The sequence below is a fragment of the Sulfurimonas aquatica genome (genome assembly GCF_017357825.1).
In the GTDB taxonomy this organism is placed as follows: Bacteria; Campylobacterota; Campylobacteria; order Campylobacterales; family Sulfurimonadaceae; genus Sulfurimonas; species Sulfurimonas aquatica.
Window position 1 is genome coordinate 1,783,400 of record NZ_CP046072.1, and the last position, 13,689, is coordinate 1,797,088.

The 13,689-nt window shown below is 35.4% G+C and carries 15 protein-coding genes; 3 read left to right on the top strand and 12 right to left on the bottom strand.

Annotation, left to right across the window (positions count from 1 at the left end):
• The first annotated feature begins 4 nt into the window (after nt 1-4).
• Nucleotides 5-679 carry a Crp/Fnr family transcriptional regulator gene (locus GJV85_RS08480; RefSeq protein WP_207560958.1) on the top strand — a complete coding sequence of 225 codons (675 nt, stop codon included), beginning with the start codon at nt 5-7 and terminating at the stop codon, nt 677-679.
• On the opposite strand, the gene GJV85_RS08485 is transcribed toward GJV85_RS08480, so the two are convergent.
• Nucleotides 676-1,521: a GGDEF domain-containing protein gene (locus tag GJV85_RS08485; protein ID WP_207560959.1), complete on the bottom strand. Its 846-nt coding sequence runs from the start codon at nt 1,519-1,521 to the stop codon at nt 676-678. The genes GJV85_RS08480 and GJV85_RS08485 overlap by 4 nt on opposite strands.
• A 150-nt stretch (nt 1,522-1,671) precedes the next feature.
• On the opposite strand from GJV85_RS08485, the gene GJV85_RS08490 reads away from it, so the two are divergent.
• Entirely contained in the window at nt 1,672-2,919 is a 1,248-nt protein-coding gene (locus tag GJV85_RS08490) for an MATE family efflux transporter (protein ID WP_207560960.1), read from the top strand.
• Nucleotides 2,920-3,837 (top strand): metallophosphoesterase, encoded by a 918-nt coding sequence (locus GJV85_RS08495; RefSeq protein ID WP_207560961.1) that lies wholly within the window; start codon nt 2,920-2,922, stop codon nt 3,835-3,837. It abuts the gene before it with no gap.
• A gap of 6 nt (nt 3,838-3,843) precedes the next feature.
• On the opposite strand, the gene GJV85_RS08500 is transcribed toward GJV85_RS08495, so the two are convergent.
• The 11 genes from GJV85_RS08500 to GJV85_RS08550 form a co-directional block, all read right to left on the bottom strand.
• Nucleotides 3,844-5,262 carry an SDR family oxidoreductase gene (locus GJV85_RS08500; RefSeq protein WP_207560962.1) on the bottom strand — a complete coding sequence of 473 codons (1,419 nt, stop codon included), beginning with the start codon at nt 5,260-5,262 and terminating at the stop codon, nt 3,844-3,846.
• A gap of 13 nt (nt 5,263-5,275) precedes the next feature.
• Nucleotides 5,276-5,605, bottom strand: coding sequence for a TIGR03643 family protein (locus GJV85_RS08505; protein ID WP_207560963.1), 330 nt, complete (start codon nt 5,603-5,605; stop codon nt 5,276-5,278).
• A 51-nt stretch (nt 5,606-5,656) separates the two neighbouring features.
• Nucleotides 5,657-6,520, bottom strand: coding sequence for a hypothetical protein (locus GJV85_RS08510; protein WP_207560964.1), 864 nt, complete (start codon nt 6,518-6,520; stop codon nt 5,657-5,659).
• 94 nt (nt 6,521-6,614) lie between these two features.
• On the bottom strand, nt 6,615-8,102 hold the full coding sequence (locus tag GJV85_RS08515; RefSeq protein WP_207560965.1) for an ABC1 kinase family protein: 1,488 nt from the start codon (nt 8,100-8,102) through the stop codon (nt 6,615-6,617).
• A 65-nt stretch (nt 8,103-8,167) separates the two neighbouring features.
• Complete coding sequence (locus GJV85_RS08520) at nt 8,168-8,431, bottom strand: hypothetical protein (protein ID WP_207560966.1); 264 nt, start codon at nt 8,429-8,431, stop codon at nt 8,168-8,170.
• Nucleotides 8,431-8,880: an SRPBCC family protein gene (locus GJV85_RS08525; protein WP_207560967.1), complete on the bottom strand. Its 450-nt coding sequence runs from the start codon at nt 8,878-8,880 to the stop codon at nt 8,431-8,433. The genes GJV85_RS08520 and GJV85_RS08525 overlap by 1 nt, the downstream gene beginning before the upstream one ends.
• 83 nt (nt 8,881-8,963) lie before the next feature.
• Nucleotides 8,964-10,238: a CAP domain-containing protein gene (locus GJV85_RS08530; protein WP_207560968.1), complete on the bottom strand. Its 1,275-nt coding sequence runs from the start codon at nt 10,236-10,238 to the stop codon at nt 8,964-8,966.
• Between the two features lie 150 nt (nt 10,239-10,388).
• The gene (locus GJV85_RS08535; RefSeq protein WP_207560969.1) at nt 10,389-11,852 is read right to left on the bottom strand and encodes a GGDEF domain-containing protein; all 1,464 of its coding nucleotides are present in this window, start codon (nt 11,850-11,852) and stop codon (nt 10,389-10,391) included.
• Nucleotides 11,853-11,974: 122 nt separating this feature from the next.
• Nucleotides 11,975-12,172, bottom strand: a complete 198-nt coding sequence (locus GJV85_RS08540) for a hypothetical protein (RefSeq protein WP_207560970.1) — start codon at nt 12,170-12,172, stop codon at nt 11,975-11,977.
• Nucleotides 12,173-12,187: 15 nt separating this feature from the next.
• On the bottom strand, nt 12,188-13,069 hold the full coding sequence (locus GJV85_RS08545; RefSeq protein ID WP_207560971.1) for an ABC transporter substrate-binding protein: 882 nt from the start codon (nt 13,067-13,069) through the stop codon (nt 12,188-12,190).
• A gap of 94 nt (nt 13,070-13,163) precedes the next feature.
• On the bottom strand, nt 13,164-13,676 hold the full coding sequence (locus GJV85_RS08550; RefSeq protein WP_207560972.1) for a lipocalin family protein: 513 nt from the start codon (nt 13,674-13,676) through the stop codon (nt 13,164-13,166).
• Nucleotides 13,677-13,689: the final 13 nt, after the last annotated feature.

Here is a 13,689-nt window from a genome sequence, read left to right on the forward strand (position 1 = left end):
ATATATGGACACAATCGAAACTAAAAATCAATCTCTAGTTCTTCATGAACTACAACAACTTCCTCAAAAGTTAAAAAACCAAAAAAACGTTTTTTTTAAAAAAGGGGAAGACCCGCTTAATAGTGTCGATACGTCAAAATATTTTTACTTTGTTTTAAGTGGAAAGATTAAAATTTTTCAAATTGATTTTAAAAGTTCAAAAGAGCAGATACTATATCTGCTCTCACGTGGAGATATGTTTGACGTTGTAAGCTTGCTTGATGGAACACATAGAGAGCAGATCTCCGAAGTCTTAGAAGACACGGAGTTAATTCAGATACCGCTTGAAGATGTCAAAGATATGATTCTTCTAGATAATAACTTTAGACAACTCTTTTACTCTTACCTTGCTATGCAGTTGAAGTCTATGGAAAACCTCGCAATAAGTCTCTCATTTTACGATGTTTATCAAAGGGTGCTACAACTCTTTACAAGATTTACCTATATGAAAGACGATAAAGCCGAGTTAAAAATAATTGACAACTTAAAACATGAAGATATAGCTTCAATGGTTGGAACCGTGCGAAAAGTAGTCAACAGAAGTCTACAGAAGCTAAAACAAGATGGAATAATTGAACTCTCTAGAAAAAAGATTCATATTAAAAAGTTTCAAGAGATTTTAGATCGTTTAAATACCTAGGCGAGCTTTTCAAATTCAACTACGCGATTTTTTCCCGTTCTCTTGGCCTCATAAAGCGCTTTGTCCGCCCTACTAATAAACTCATCCGTATTTTTGATATCTGAAGAAGAGTGGCATACTCCGATGCTAACAGTTACGGAAAAACCAGAGAACTCAATCTTAGATATTTTTTCTCTTATTCTCTGCGCAAAGAGCAGTGTTTCTTTTGGCAGTGACTGAGGAACTATTATGGAGAGTTCTTCTCCGCCATAACGTGCGGCAATGTCCATACTTCGAATATTTTCATTTATCAACGCGCCTATGGTGCTCAGTACTTCATCCCCCACTATATGCCCATAGTTGTCATTTACTAGTTTAAAATCGTCAATGTCAATCATAAGCAAAGAGAGCTTTTCATCCCCTCGAAAACTCTTTTGCAACTCTTTTTCCAATGCAAAATCAAAGACGCTTCTTAGGTACAGTTGCGTTAAACCATCTCGCGTGGTTGTTTCAGATATGAAGTCGCTTTTGTCCTCTTGAATCAGAATGGCGGATGATAACGAGTTGTGAAAATTTGAAAGGTAATCAAGCGTTGCAACAGCGATACCAGGGTTTCTTCCGAGTCGCTTCGTTAAATTATCAAGATGTGAAATAATTTTACTCCACAACTCTTTAGCTTTCGCAGGTTCATACCTTTCATGCGTTAATGCAAGCAGTATTTCCGAGTAGAGTTTTTCACCATATTTCTTTTCAAAACTCTTACGAACATTTTGATCACGAATGATAGATTCTATATCTTCCAATGCTAAAGTCGACTCTTCGGTTTCAATTAAATCTTCATACTGTTTTTGATCATCATTCAAATAATGTCCTTTTTATAACGCCAGATTATTAAAATGATTATAACACATCTGTAACTATTATAATATATAAGTTCTAATTGACAAATAACCACTATCAATCTATATAAATTTAAAGTAGAATACGATAAATATAATTAGGAAATATAAGAGATGACAAAAACAATTCAGCAACATTTTTACTCATCTATAGGAATTGGTCTCTTTTCAGTTGCTATGGGTTTTTCTCTAAAGATATATCTAGCGACAATAATTGCAAAGAACGACTTAGCTCTATACTACACCGCTATAGACATTTTCTCCTTTTCTCTTCTCGTGCTTATTGGCTTTCGCTCCTCTATGGTTGTAACGTACAACAAGCTTAAAGAAGACAAGGCGATTCTAAAAATATTTCGTTACTTTATCTTGGGCGCCATGCTTATCTCATGGGCTTTTGTACTTCCCTATGTTAAACACAACTTTAACCTTGAGATAGACTACTGGTACTTAGTCGCTACCATTTTTTCTATGAGCCTCTATCTTTACTTGAGTAATCAGTTAGCCATGTATAGACTCTATGGCGTTATGAATAAGACGAGCTTTCTTGAACCAATCTTTTCACTTTTCTGGTTTGCTTTGGCCTTTTACGTATCTGGCGTTCATGGCCTTCAAGCCCTCTTTATCATGAGTTCCATGAGTTCGCTCTCACTCTCTTTATATATCTATGTCTACAAAAGAAACAGAGCTAATGAGCCCATTATAAAAAGAGTCATACAAAATCAAGAGATGAAGGAGTTTATAAAAAAGTCTCTCATATCAACCTTGGAGTTTAGTTCGGGAATGATACTTATCTATCTCTCTATTTTCTTTTTTAACCACTACTACTCTCTTGATGAAGTGGGTGATTTTCAAGTGGTAACAAAGCCTATACTTATGTATATGATTACGCTTTTTGTTTTTCCAGTCTTTAGGTTTTTGCTTCCTGAGCTGAGTAAGCTCTACTTTGGAAAAGAAAAAGAGGGCATTTTAAAAATCAAAAAGTGGTTTTATTCTTTTACGTTTTTGGTAAGCGCTAGCTTTGTAGCCGCTATCTACTTTTTTGGCGAGAGTATTATCTCTATTTTATTTTTGCCCCAGTACGAAGGTGCTTATCTCTACCTCTCTCATCTAAGTTTCTTTTTTATCTTCATCATGTTAAACGCGTATCAGATAGCGTTTATAAAAGCTAGCGGCGCTTTTAACTTAGCTCTTTACATACGTTTGAGCGGCTTAGCATTTTTTGTTCTCTCTTTTTATCTTACAAAGCTATACTCTGAGAGTTCCATCGCCGTTGTTTTTGGTCTTGACATCGCATACCTTGGTATGTTTTTGTTTTCATGGATAGTTGAGAGACATATATATAAGAAAGATTTGGAGCTCTAGATGAAACTAGAAAATATTAATAACACCTTTGTAATCGGCGATGTTCATGGTGCCTACCACTCACTCTTAAAACTTATAAAACAGCTTCCTCAAGATGCCAAAATCATCTTTGTAGGAGATCTGTGTGATAAAGGAAAATACTCTAAAGACGTTATAGAGTATGTCATAAATAATAACTATCCATGCGTCAAAGGAAATCATGAACATCTTTTTGAGAAGTACATTTTAGACGCAGTCGAGAGAGACGTACACAGTCCATGGAGCAGTGATAAACGCTATGGCGGACTTGCTTGCATAGAGAGTTATAACAAGGACATTCCTCTTATAAAAAAACATCTGGAGTGGATAAAAAAGCTACCAGTTTACATAGAAATCGAACGCTATTTCATAACGCATGGTTTCGCCCTTGAGTACTATGAACATAGAGATAACGAAGAGTACTACAACGAGTTTCTACTCAACAGATATTACCATGGAGACGAGGTGCCAGAGAGTGAGGTTATAAACGTCTTTGGTCACTGTACTTTTGACGAGGTAGTTTCAGGTGAAAACTTCTTTTGTATAGATACGAGTTGCGCTTATGGGAAAAAGCTCACAGCGTTTGAGTTGGGAACGCATAAACTCTATGAAGTGCCAATGGATCCAAGAGACTCAGACTTTAAAGCAGACGCCATAACGATGAATGAATATAACGTATATGAAGAGAATTTTGAGTCCATCGCTTCTCTTGTGATAGATGGCGACTCAAAATATGGAGAGTATGACATAGTGGCAAATGAAGTCCTCATCGCCATAGTAGATAAGTATGGAGAACTAGGAAAAAAGGAGCTCCTTCGTATGCATGAGAGAGCTCAAATCTTTCCAAAACAGATCAAAAAAGTTTTGGGCGATGAGTATGTTAAACATATTAAGTTTTAAAACCTATTATAGTTTTTTTGCCTTTTTCATGATAGAGCGAATCATGTCTTTAAATACAAAGTAGTGAATTGGTATAAGCAGATACCAGTAGAGTCTTCCAAGTAATCCTCTAGGGTAGAAGTAAGCCGTTTGTATAAACTCATCCCCTTTAATTCTAAACTCAAGCCAAGCCTTTCCCGGTACTTTCATTTGTGCTCGAAGCAGGAGTCTCTCATTCTCTTTTAAATCCTCAACTCTCCAAAAGTCTACGCTCTCGCCAACTCTAAGTTTATAAGTATCTCTTCGACCACGGTTTAGCCCCGCTCCGCCTATCATCTTATCCATAACGCCACGAATCTCCCAGAGCCAGTTATATCCAAACCACCCCTCGTCTCCTCCTATGGAGCAAAATGCGCCATAGAGAGCCTCTTTTGAAACACCATCAAGTGGGAGTGTTTGACGGTCTAAAAAAAGAGCTGCGGAGGTATCGTTTTTAAACTCTTTTTCCCAAACGTCTTTGCCTCCCCCCGCATCACTCCAGCGACTAAAGACTTGATTCTCTTCCATCTCTTGTATAGCTTGTTTTACAGCATGCTCAAAGCTCACCGGTCTTATATGTGGAAAATACTTCGTAGCGTTTTCATTTTGAATGATTACCTCACTTGAGAGTCCCTCAATAAGTGAGCGAGCGACATTGTAAGGAACTGGCGTAAAAAAGTTTAGCCAGTAAGATGAGAGCTTTATAGTAAGGATTGGTAGGGGAAATATCCACCGTTTAAGTCCCAGCGCATGCGCACAACCAAGCATCATCTCTTTATATGTCATCATTTTACTGCCAATATCAACAGTCACATTCCCCTCTAGAGGCACGTCTTTAGATGCTTCAAGATAAGAGACAACATCATCAACCCCGATAGGCTGTGCTAGAGTTTTTACCCATTTTGGCGTTACCATTACCGGTAGTTTCTCGGTTAAGTGCCTAATTATCTCAAAACTTGCACTCCCCGAGCCGATGATTACACCTGCACGTATCCATAGAGTCTCTATCTCGGTAGGCCTACTTGAGAGTATTTCACCCGTTTCTATGCGACTTAAAAGGTGTGTGCTTGCATGCTCTTTTACCCCAAGACCACCGAGATACACTATGCGTTTAACACCTTGCTTTATAGCTGCGTTTAAAAAGTTGTGAGCGCTGAGTTTATCTAACTCTCTATAGTTTTCTTCTTGAAGTGAGTGTATAAGATAGTAAGCAACATCAATGCCCTCTAAGGCTCTCTCAAGCGAATCCACGTCAAACGAGTCCCCTTGGACAACTTCAACCTTAACGTCTGGAGTCATACTCTTTGGATTTCGAGCTAGTAAACGTAAGCTTACGTCTTCTCCTAAAAGCTTCTCTTTAAGTCTTCTTCCTATGTAACCATTTGCGCCCGTTAGTAGAACTTTCATCTTTGTTTTCCTTTTACCAGGGTCCTTGGAAACGGTCTGGTTTGTGGTAGAGTTTTGAGGTATGTTTAGTTGCTCTTCCTTGGACTCTTTTTCTCCAGCGTTTATACGCCTTATGTGAGATAAGAGAACGCATTTTCTTCTTTAGTTGGTTTTCACTCAGACCATACTGTTTTTGTATAATCTCAAAAGGAACTCTATCTTGCCATGCCATCTCGATAAGACGATTGAGATCACTCTCATGCATTGCCACTTTATCAAGTGGCTCTCTATATATTACTGGAAGTTTATTATTTGTTAGCAGGGAGCGATAAAACTCCTGCTCTTTATAGGGAATAAAAATCATACATAAATTATATGACTTTAGAAGAGTTATTCGTAGGAGATTTTTGTCTGTTTATTCTTCTTCTACTTTATTTGCAGTAACTGTCTTTTGAAAATAAGCCAGACCAACAAACATGATAGTCGTTCCTATAAGTAAGTAAAATGCTGAGAGCATATTTGTGTAGTCATCTAGAACTATTTTGAAAACAACCATCAGTGTCTCTATAGAGAGTGCGATAATAATAGAGACTAGAAATTTTCCTAAAATCTTAAACTCTCTGTTTTTCTCTTTATGAAAAGTCTTAAAAAGTACCTCTTGCTCTATAATCTGACGAGAGAGATCAAACATAGCAAGACCAATGGTCACAGCAACTATAGACTTAAAAACATCATGTAAGAAGTCACTTTCAGCTAAAGAGAACATTAAGGCAGCTAAAACATAAGCACCATAGCCAATAAGGGAGAGTGATATAAACCCTAAAATACTCGCTCCAAATATATAAACAAACTTAATTGTTTTTTCATGAATGCTATTGTATTCAATAAGCTTAAGCTCTTCAAAAAGAAGTATCATATTTATATCGATTACATAATAAATATCTCCCATTCTCTGAACAACTGAAATACTTGGGTTTCCCGATGTGTGATGCACATAAGGACTTGAGATAAATACATCGTTATCTTTTAAATCAATATTGCTAAAATATTGACTTTTATCGCTGTTCATAGCTTCTGAGATGCTCTTATTTTTATATACCGATGGACTGTTTTGTTTAAAATTACCATCTACTGAGTACATTAGCTCTATATACTTATACTTTTTAAAAATACTTTTAGAGTTTTCTAAAAGCTCTTTAGGCAAAGAGCTCATGATTCCTCTTATATGACTAACTATATATGTATGATCTTTTTTGTAAATTTGTATGATTTTTTTCATCTTATACTTCCTGCTTTGTACTTGGTATAAATATTGTTGTGTATCATAACATTATTGCAGTAAACTTTAAGGTAGAGCTCTTAAACTCTTTTACTTATTTGTAAAGCACTCGAGCAATGCCAAAAACAAAAACTCCTAAAGCAAACTCTTTTAACTCTCTATCATAGAGTAGTATAAAAATTCCACTTAAGAGAAATACAGAGGAAAGTGCATAGGACTTCACCTCTTTTTTAAGGTCCTTTTTCATCCACTCTAACTGATCGTTGGAGAGTTCAACCTCTAGTTCATTAGAAGCTACTTTTTTAATAGCCAACTTCAAATCTTTAGCCATAAAAGGGATATCTTGCAACTCGTCTATCAATGTTTCTAAAACACTCTCTTTTGCGCCCAAGGCTTTTGGTATGTTTTTTTGTAAGATTGGCAAGATATCTTTAACGCCATTAAAGTTTTCTATATAAGTAGTCCCAAGTCCTTCTATGATGGCACTAACACGTAAGATATAGATAGCATCACTAGGAAGTTTAAAGGGTAAGTTTCGTGTTGATTCAAGTACGTCAAACGCCAACTGCTGCATAGATTCACTATCAAGATTGTCGTTTGAGAAAATCTCAAACATTTTAGAAGTAAACTCTGCAAGTTCGGCAACTGGAGCTTCATAAGCAATGGTGCCAAGTTTTTTATTCGCTGCAATGTAACGTTCATAATCTTGCTCATTTGCCGCTTTTATAAGCTCTATGATGGCTACTCTTGAGTTATTTGGCACTGACTTCACCATGCCAAAATCAAGTAAAATCAACTCTCCCTCTTTAGAGACTAAAAGATTTCCCGGATGCGGATCCGCATGAAAGTACCCATTTATAAGCATCTGTGTTGTGTAAAAATCTACAAGAGTGGCTATGATGGCTCTAAAGTCGATGTTGTTCTTAAAGATAGACTCTTTATCATCAAACCTAAAGCCCTCTTCATAACTCATAACAAGAGCATCGTCACAAGAAAGAGAAGCAAAGGCGCGAGGAAACCTCACTCCCGCGTCTTTGTATACAGAAGAAAATTTTGTGAGGTTGTTTAACTCCTGAGTAAGACTCACCTCCTCTTTTATCATCTTAGAAAACTCAACGACTACCGCTTCTATGGAGTTTTTTGTGTAGTGTGAAAAGAGTGGACGGAAGATGGCGTTAAAGAAGTTGATTATTTTAATATCTGCCATTACTTGTGCATAGATACCCTTACGACGAAGCTTTACTGCGACCTTTTCATTTTCATGCGTATAGGCTACGTGTACTTGACCGATGGAAGCCGAAGCTATTGGCGTTTGCTCAAAAATTTTAAAACTTTCTTCGCTAAATGCTTTGTTATATATCTCTTTAAAATCTTTGTCGCTCATAGGGGGAAGCGAGTCGTGAAGCTCTTTAAGCTCCTCTAAGTACTCTTTGTCAAAAAAGTCCGAGCGCGTAGCGAGTACTTGAGCGAGTTTTATGAAACTAGCACCTAAAAAAATGATACTATTTTTGAGCTCTATTGGTGCTAATGGTTTTAAGCCTAAAAAGCTTTCTTTCTTTTTTATGACTAAATAGATAGTCATTAGAAAAGTAAAAACTTTATATACTCTCAAAGGTGAGTAGTACTTGAGGCTATTTAAAAAAGTGTCTATTTTAGATTCTCTTTTAGTTTTTCAATGTCCTCTTTAGTAGCGAGTCCAAGTTCATCTATGACCTCTTTTAAAGCTGACTTAATCTGCTCTTTTATCTTGAGCTCTTCGTCTTTGCCTTTTTGTTCGATGGACTCTAAAAAGCTTTTAGCATCATCAGTCTTTAACTTACCCTCTTTTTCAAGTTTTTTAACTTCTAACTCAACCTTTTCTTTTAAAACTGCCGCTACTCCGACACCTGTATAGAGTAAATCTTTTAACATCATTTCTCCTCTAATATTTGTTTAGTTATTAAATGTCGAAACTCAAACATCGACCTTAGTTCATATTGTACAAAAAAATTAAATAAAGAGCCTACAAATCCAAACGGAAGTGTGTATTCGACTAAATCTTTAAGCTCGCAAAGATTTTCATCTATTTGAGTAAAGATATGCGAATGCTTCCAGGATTTAAAGGGTGACTTCATAGCGACATCTACAAGTAAGTTTGGTGCATCCATCTTTTCAATACGAACTTCCCAAATGATGGGAATAAAGTTCTTAATTGTTTTAAGACGGAGTATAGCACCCTCTTTTGGCACAAAGCCTTCATTCAAAAGAGTTACTTTTATTCCCTTAGGGCTTATCGCTTTTAGATTCTCCATCTCAAGATGAAAATTATACAATGCTTCAAGCGAACACTCCACAAGGGAAGTTTTCTCATAGATACTCATCCTTAAGCTCCTTATTCTATTGAGTATTTTATAGCAATTATAAATCTTTTAGTATGGCTTTTATGTCACTTCATTCTTTTACTCTAAAAAATATTGAGCCTAAATTCTCTAGTAGCATTGTTTAGACTTATGTCACAGTAATCGCCTGCATTGCCACTAAGAGTAAAACTAATGGTGTTTGAGTCATAAAATGTATACTCCATACTTGTTGGTGTTGTCGTAGATGATGCACAGCTATATGAAAACTGAGTAATTGTATCGCTATTAGAGAGTGGCTCAAAGTAAATATTATATGTTGTATCTGAAGATATTGTCATGTTATTATCGGCATATTTTATCAAGTTGTCTAAACTCTTTGTTGTAAAATTCCACTTTATCTCTTGCGTACTACTGTTATAGTCATATGCAAAAGTTACATCATAGCTACTATTGTAATCGAGTCTTTTCTCTGGAAATATCGCAAACTGATACTCTGAAAACACACTATTTGGATCATTTGTTTTTGACATAATAGTTGATGAATCAGAGTGACTAGCTAAATCAACATTAGTTCCATTACTACTAGCAAGTGTAAACTGGTTTAATGTAAACAGGCTCATATTAAAATCATTTGCATTAAACTCTATACTTATCGGGTAACCGCTCACACTATGGGATGGAAGAGGGTCTGGAGACTCTTCATAAAACACTGGTGTTACATCTACTTGATTGGTGTATGGATATATTACGTAAGATGGATTGGCGTTATTTACAACTGTTAAAGTATTTTCATAAACGCTTTTTTCCACTCTAAATGATTCATCTGCACATACTCCTGGGTAATACTCACCATTGCCTGTAAAATTATTATCATTGCACATACTATTTAAGTTACTATTTCCCATGTTATAGACATAAGATTGTTCTTCTATCCCAAATCCTATCTCATTAATATTAAAATGTAAAAAAGTAAACCTATGATATATCGCACTCATTAATCCATCTAAAGAGCTATTTATATCTATTTGTCCAGTAGATACGTTTTCCGATACAGCACGACTATCATACCCTTGATATATTGTCCTATCTAATGGAGCAAATCCTGTAAAAAACATTGCATTACTATTAGCTTCATCATGAGTAGAAACATTATTTTCCACTAAGTATTTTGCATGAGTGAGTGCCGATGCGTTTAACTCACTATTTGTCACTAAGGAGTTTAGACCACTATTTACTCTAAAGAGATTTATAGATGCTAGTATAGATGCTTCTGTAGACTCATTACTATCTTGTGTAGAACCTGTCTCCTTCGTATCGACTGCTACTTCTACTTCAGGACTCGAACTCTCAGAGCCACCACCACAGCCCATTAAAAACATAAATGATAGTAAAATAATATAATCTTTGATTTTGTACTCCTTATAAAAATAGTTTATTTAAAACTCTTAATTATATCTTTTTTAAAACTACTTTTATGAACTATGATTTAATAGAAATATGAATAAAGGCTCTAAATACCCATAAAAGGCTCAGAAAATATTTGTACAAACCCTATTTCTTCCACTATTTTTTGCCATATACAAAAGAGCATCTGCCTCTTTGTAAATCATATATTCATTTTCAACATCATTTACATTCTTACAGACTAAACCCATTGAAGCACTTATATATTTGCTTGCACTATTATTTGCATGAACTATTTTAAGGGATTCTATAGCATCTTTTATTTTAGTACTAAATGCAAATGCATCCTTATTAGTTTCAGTTTTAAATATAATGCCAAACTCCTCGCCGCCAAGTCTAAAACAGTAATCGTCTGCCCTTTTCAATAGCGATTTAACGGCTTGGGCAACTCTCTTTAAAGCAAGGTCTCCCATATGGTGCCCATAGGTATCGTTATACTGTTTGAAGTAATCTATATCCATAATTATAAATGAGACTAATTCATTTTTTCTTTTAGCACTTGAAATTATTTTTGGAAACACTTCATTAAAATGTCTACGATTATATATGTTTGTCAATGCATCCGTTATCGCTATCTCTTCTAAAATTTTCAAACTTGTAATGTCAAGTCTAACAGCTGTATAGCCCATTTTTTCACCCAAGTCGTTATATGTCGGATAGATAGTTACTTTTACCCAAAAGTGACTTCCATCTTTTTTAAGGTTTTTAAGTTCTCCACTCCATACTTTACCTTCAGTGATAGTTTCCCAAAGTATCTTAAATACCTCGTCATCTGCTTCTGGATCTTTTATGACTCTATGATTCATACCGATAAGCTCTTCTTTAGAATAACCTGATATCTTACAAAAGGCTTCTGAAACGCCTACTATATTTCCATCTAAATCAGTACTTGACGTAATGATATTGTCCTCGATAATTTCAACATAATTTTCTATGCTTTTTTGTGCGATAACGGTATCTGTACTATCATAAATACTTCCAAGCGAACGCATGTGTTTTCCATTTGCATTGTAGTAGTGGGTTGCTCTTTCTTGTAGGTACCTGAGTTCGTTCTTATTTACTTGAATTCTATGGACTATATAGTACTCGCGCCTCTCTTTTATAGAGTCTCTAAATTCACGAGTGAGACTCTCTCTATCATCTTTATGAACATAAGATAAAAGTAGTTCATAACTAGGTTCAACTACGTTTTTATCTAGGCGTAAAATATCATAAACCCCTTCGCTCCAAAAGAGTTGATGCGTTTTAACATTAAACTCCCAAAAACCCATTTTAGTAACTCGCTGTGCTTCATTTAGTGAGTTGCTTAGTTCTTTAAGTTTGTCATTTACGTGTGATGATTCGTCTAAATCGCCTCTTCTTCTAGTGAAATATTTTGATGCGATGATGTAAAGTAATAGTAAAATTATTATGATGCAAGATGTAAAAGACGACTCTTTGCCCTCTTTTGAAAAAATTCCACTTTCATATAGTAAAAAAGTGGCAATCAAAAATAAGAAAATTATAATATTTATTTTATATTTTTTCAACTTGAGACAACCCCATTTTTCTTTTTTGAAATTGTATAGGTTAAGTGTAAAGTAAATGAAAAGATTTAAGTGAGACGATTATTATCGTCTCACTGATGTTGAAGGAATTATATCAATAGTAGTTATTTATTAACCTGGCTTTTACTCTCTTCTTCCTCGTCATAAATGGTAAAAACTGGTGCAAATCCCATCAGTTGGAGTTTTTTATCGACTGCTTTAGCGTCAAATCCGCTTCTTTTTATAGACGACAATAGTTTTATCTGCTGCTCTCTACTAAGTCCCGCTAGTTCTAATTCAAATTCTATCTCTGCTAAATCCACGATATGCTTCTCCTATTAATTCCAGATTTTACTATACTGCTCATCGCTCAACTTCACTATGTCCAACTCTTCTAAAAAGTTAGCTAGCTCTTTCCATCTCATGTTGTCGCTTTTTATATTAGTGTCAAATCTTGGAATAGTGTCTAAAATGATAGTATCCATCAATGCAGATCTCTCTTCTTTTGCATAATCATAGTAGATGCTCTGAGCTTCTAACTCATTTGATTGTATGTAGGCAACCATATCGTTTGTCACTTCAATAAACTTCTTTATAGCTTCGCCCTTTTCATCCATAGTGCTCTGCGTAGTCATAAACTCTAACGCTGAGAAGTTTGGATAAGGTGATTCAAACTGGTCTATGAAAAGATTCTCAAAACCTTCTAACTCAGCTTCGATACCCTCAAAGTTATAAAAACATAACCATGCGCCATCAAAGCTTTCATCGTTTTTCATATTATTGATATGCCAGAAGTCAGTCTCTATAAACTCTACATTTTCTCTATCTATTTTGAATCCATGTTTTTGGGCATAGCGTTTGATGATTTCAAAACCGATTTTATTTGTTACTGGATTTGAAGCGGGAGTTGTTATTTTTATTTTACCATTTGCTTTTAACTTTTCAACTCTATCGGCTCTTATCATAACGCCGCCACGAGTCTCAAAGAAACAACCAAGAGACTTTAGTCCGTCAAAATAGTGCTCATACAGGTGTAGAGGCTCATTACAGTGAATGTCAATTTTACCTGTTTTTAAGTCTTCAAAACCATCATAATGCTCAGTAGGCTGAATTATCTCAACATCAAGTCCAGCTTCTTTATACTTGCCACTAACCACTCCAGCCACCATTGGTAAATGATCTGGATTTAAAAACCACTCTAATGCTATTTTAATATTCATTGTAAATCTCCATAAGTTTTATTGTAGGGAGATTTTAACCTGAATCTGAATCCATTCGTAGAGTTTATTTGTCAGTTTATATTTTTTTATAAACTTATAACTCTCCGTTTTGTTCTGTCCAAAGAAGTTTATCTTGCGTATAGCCAAATTCAGGGAGTTTACTTAATATGCTGCTCTTTAACTCTTGGCTTATTTTATTTTCACGAGAGAGTATCCATAGGTATTCGCGAGATGGATCGCCAATGAGAGCGTACTCATACTCATCTCCAAGCATCAAAATCCAATAGTTTCCATAAAAAGGTCTAAAAAAACTTACCTTTAGTTTTGAGTTGCTCTCATCAGTGGCATATGCAACGCCATTGGCTTGAGAGAGTTTTCCCTCTTTTATACACTCGTTAAGTACGTTTATATCGCCATCATCTTTAAGCGAATAAGTCGCCCTTGCGTTAGTGCATCCTTTTTCAAAAAAGTGCTCATACCTAGCTATCTCATACCAAGTTCCAAGATAGGAGTCGATATTTACCTTTTCAACTGTTTGAAGAGGCGCATAATGAGTAGAACACCCAAAGAAAAATAGTGGTAGCAATAGTAAAGTCAATAAACGCATAAGAGAATCCTTT

Coding starts and splice junctions, on each gene's coding strand:
- GJV85_RS08550 (WP_207560972.1), bottom strand. CDS start 13,676: ATGCGTTTATTGACTTTACTATTGCTACCACTATTTTTCTTTGGGTGT.
- GJV85_RS08510 (WP_207560964.1), bottom strand. CDS start 6,520: ATGAAAAAAATCATACAAATTTACAAAAAAGATCATACATATATAGTT.
- GJV85_RS08520 (WP_207560966.1), bottom strand. CDS start 8,431: ATGTTAAAAGATTTACTCTATACAGGTGTCGGAGTAGCGGCAGTTTTA.
- GJV85_RS08525 (WP_207560967.1), bottom strand. CDS start 8,880: ATGAGTATCTATGAGAAAACTTCCCTTGTGGAGTGTTCGCTTGAAGCA.
- GJV85_RS08495 (WP_207560961.1), top strand. CDS start 2,920: ATGAAACTAGAAAATATTAATAACACCTTTGTAATCGGCGATGTTCAT.
- GJV85_RS08515 (WP_207560965.1), bottom strand. CDS start 8,102: ATGACTATCTATTTAGTCATAAAAAAGAAAGAAAGCTTTTTAGGCTTA.
- GJV85_RS08545 (WP_207560971.1), bottom strand. CDS start 13,069: ATGAATATTAAAATAGCATTAGAGTGGTTTTTAAATCCAGATCATTTA.
- GJV85_RS08500 (WP_207560962.1), bottom strand. CDS start 5,262: ATGAAAGTTCTACTAACGGGCGCAAATGGTTACATAGGAAGAAGACTT.
- GJV85_RS08505 (WP_207560963.1), bottom strand. CDS start 5,605: ATGATTTTTATTCCCTATAAAGAGCAGGAGTTTTATCGCTCCCTGCTA.
- GJV85_RS08490 (WP_207560960.1), top strand. CDS start 1,672: ATGACAAAAACAATTCAGCAACATTTTTACTCATCTATAGGAATTGGT.
- GJV85_RS08480 (WP_207560958.1), top strand. CDS start 5: ATGGACACAATCGAAACTAAAAATCAATCTCTAGTTCTTCATGAACTA.
- GJV85_RS08530 (WP_207560968.1), bottom strand. CDS start 10,238: ATGTTTTTAATGGGCTGTGGTGGTGGCTCTGAGAGTTCGAGTCCTGAA.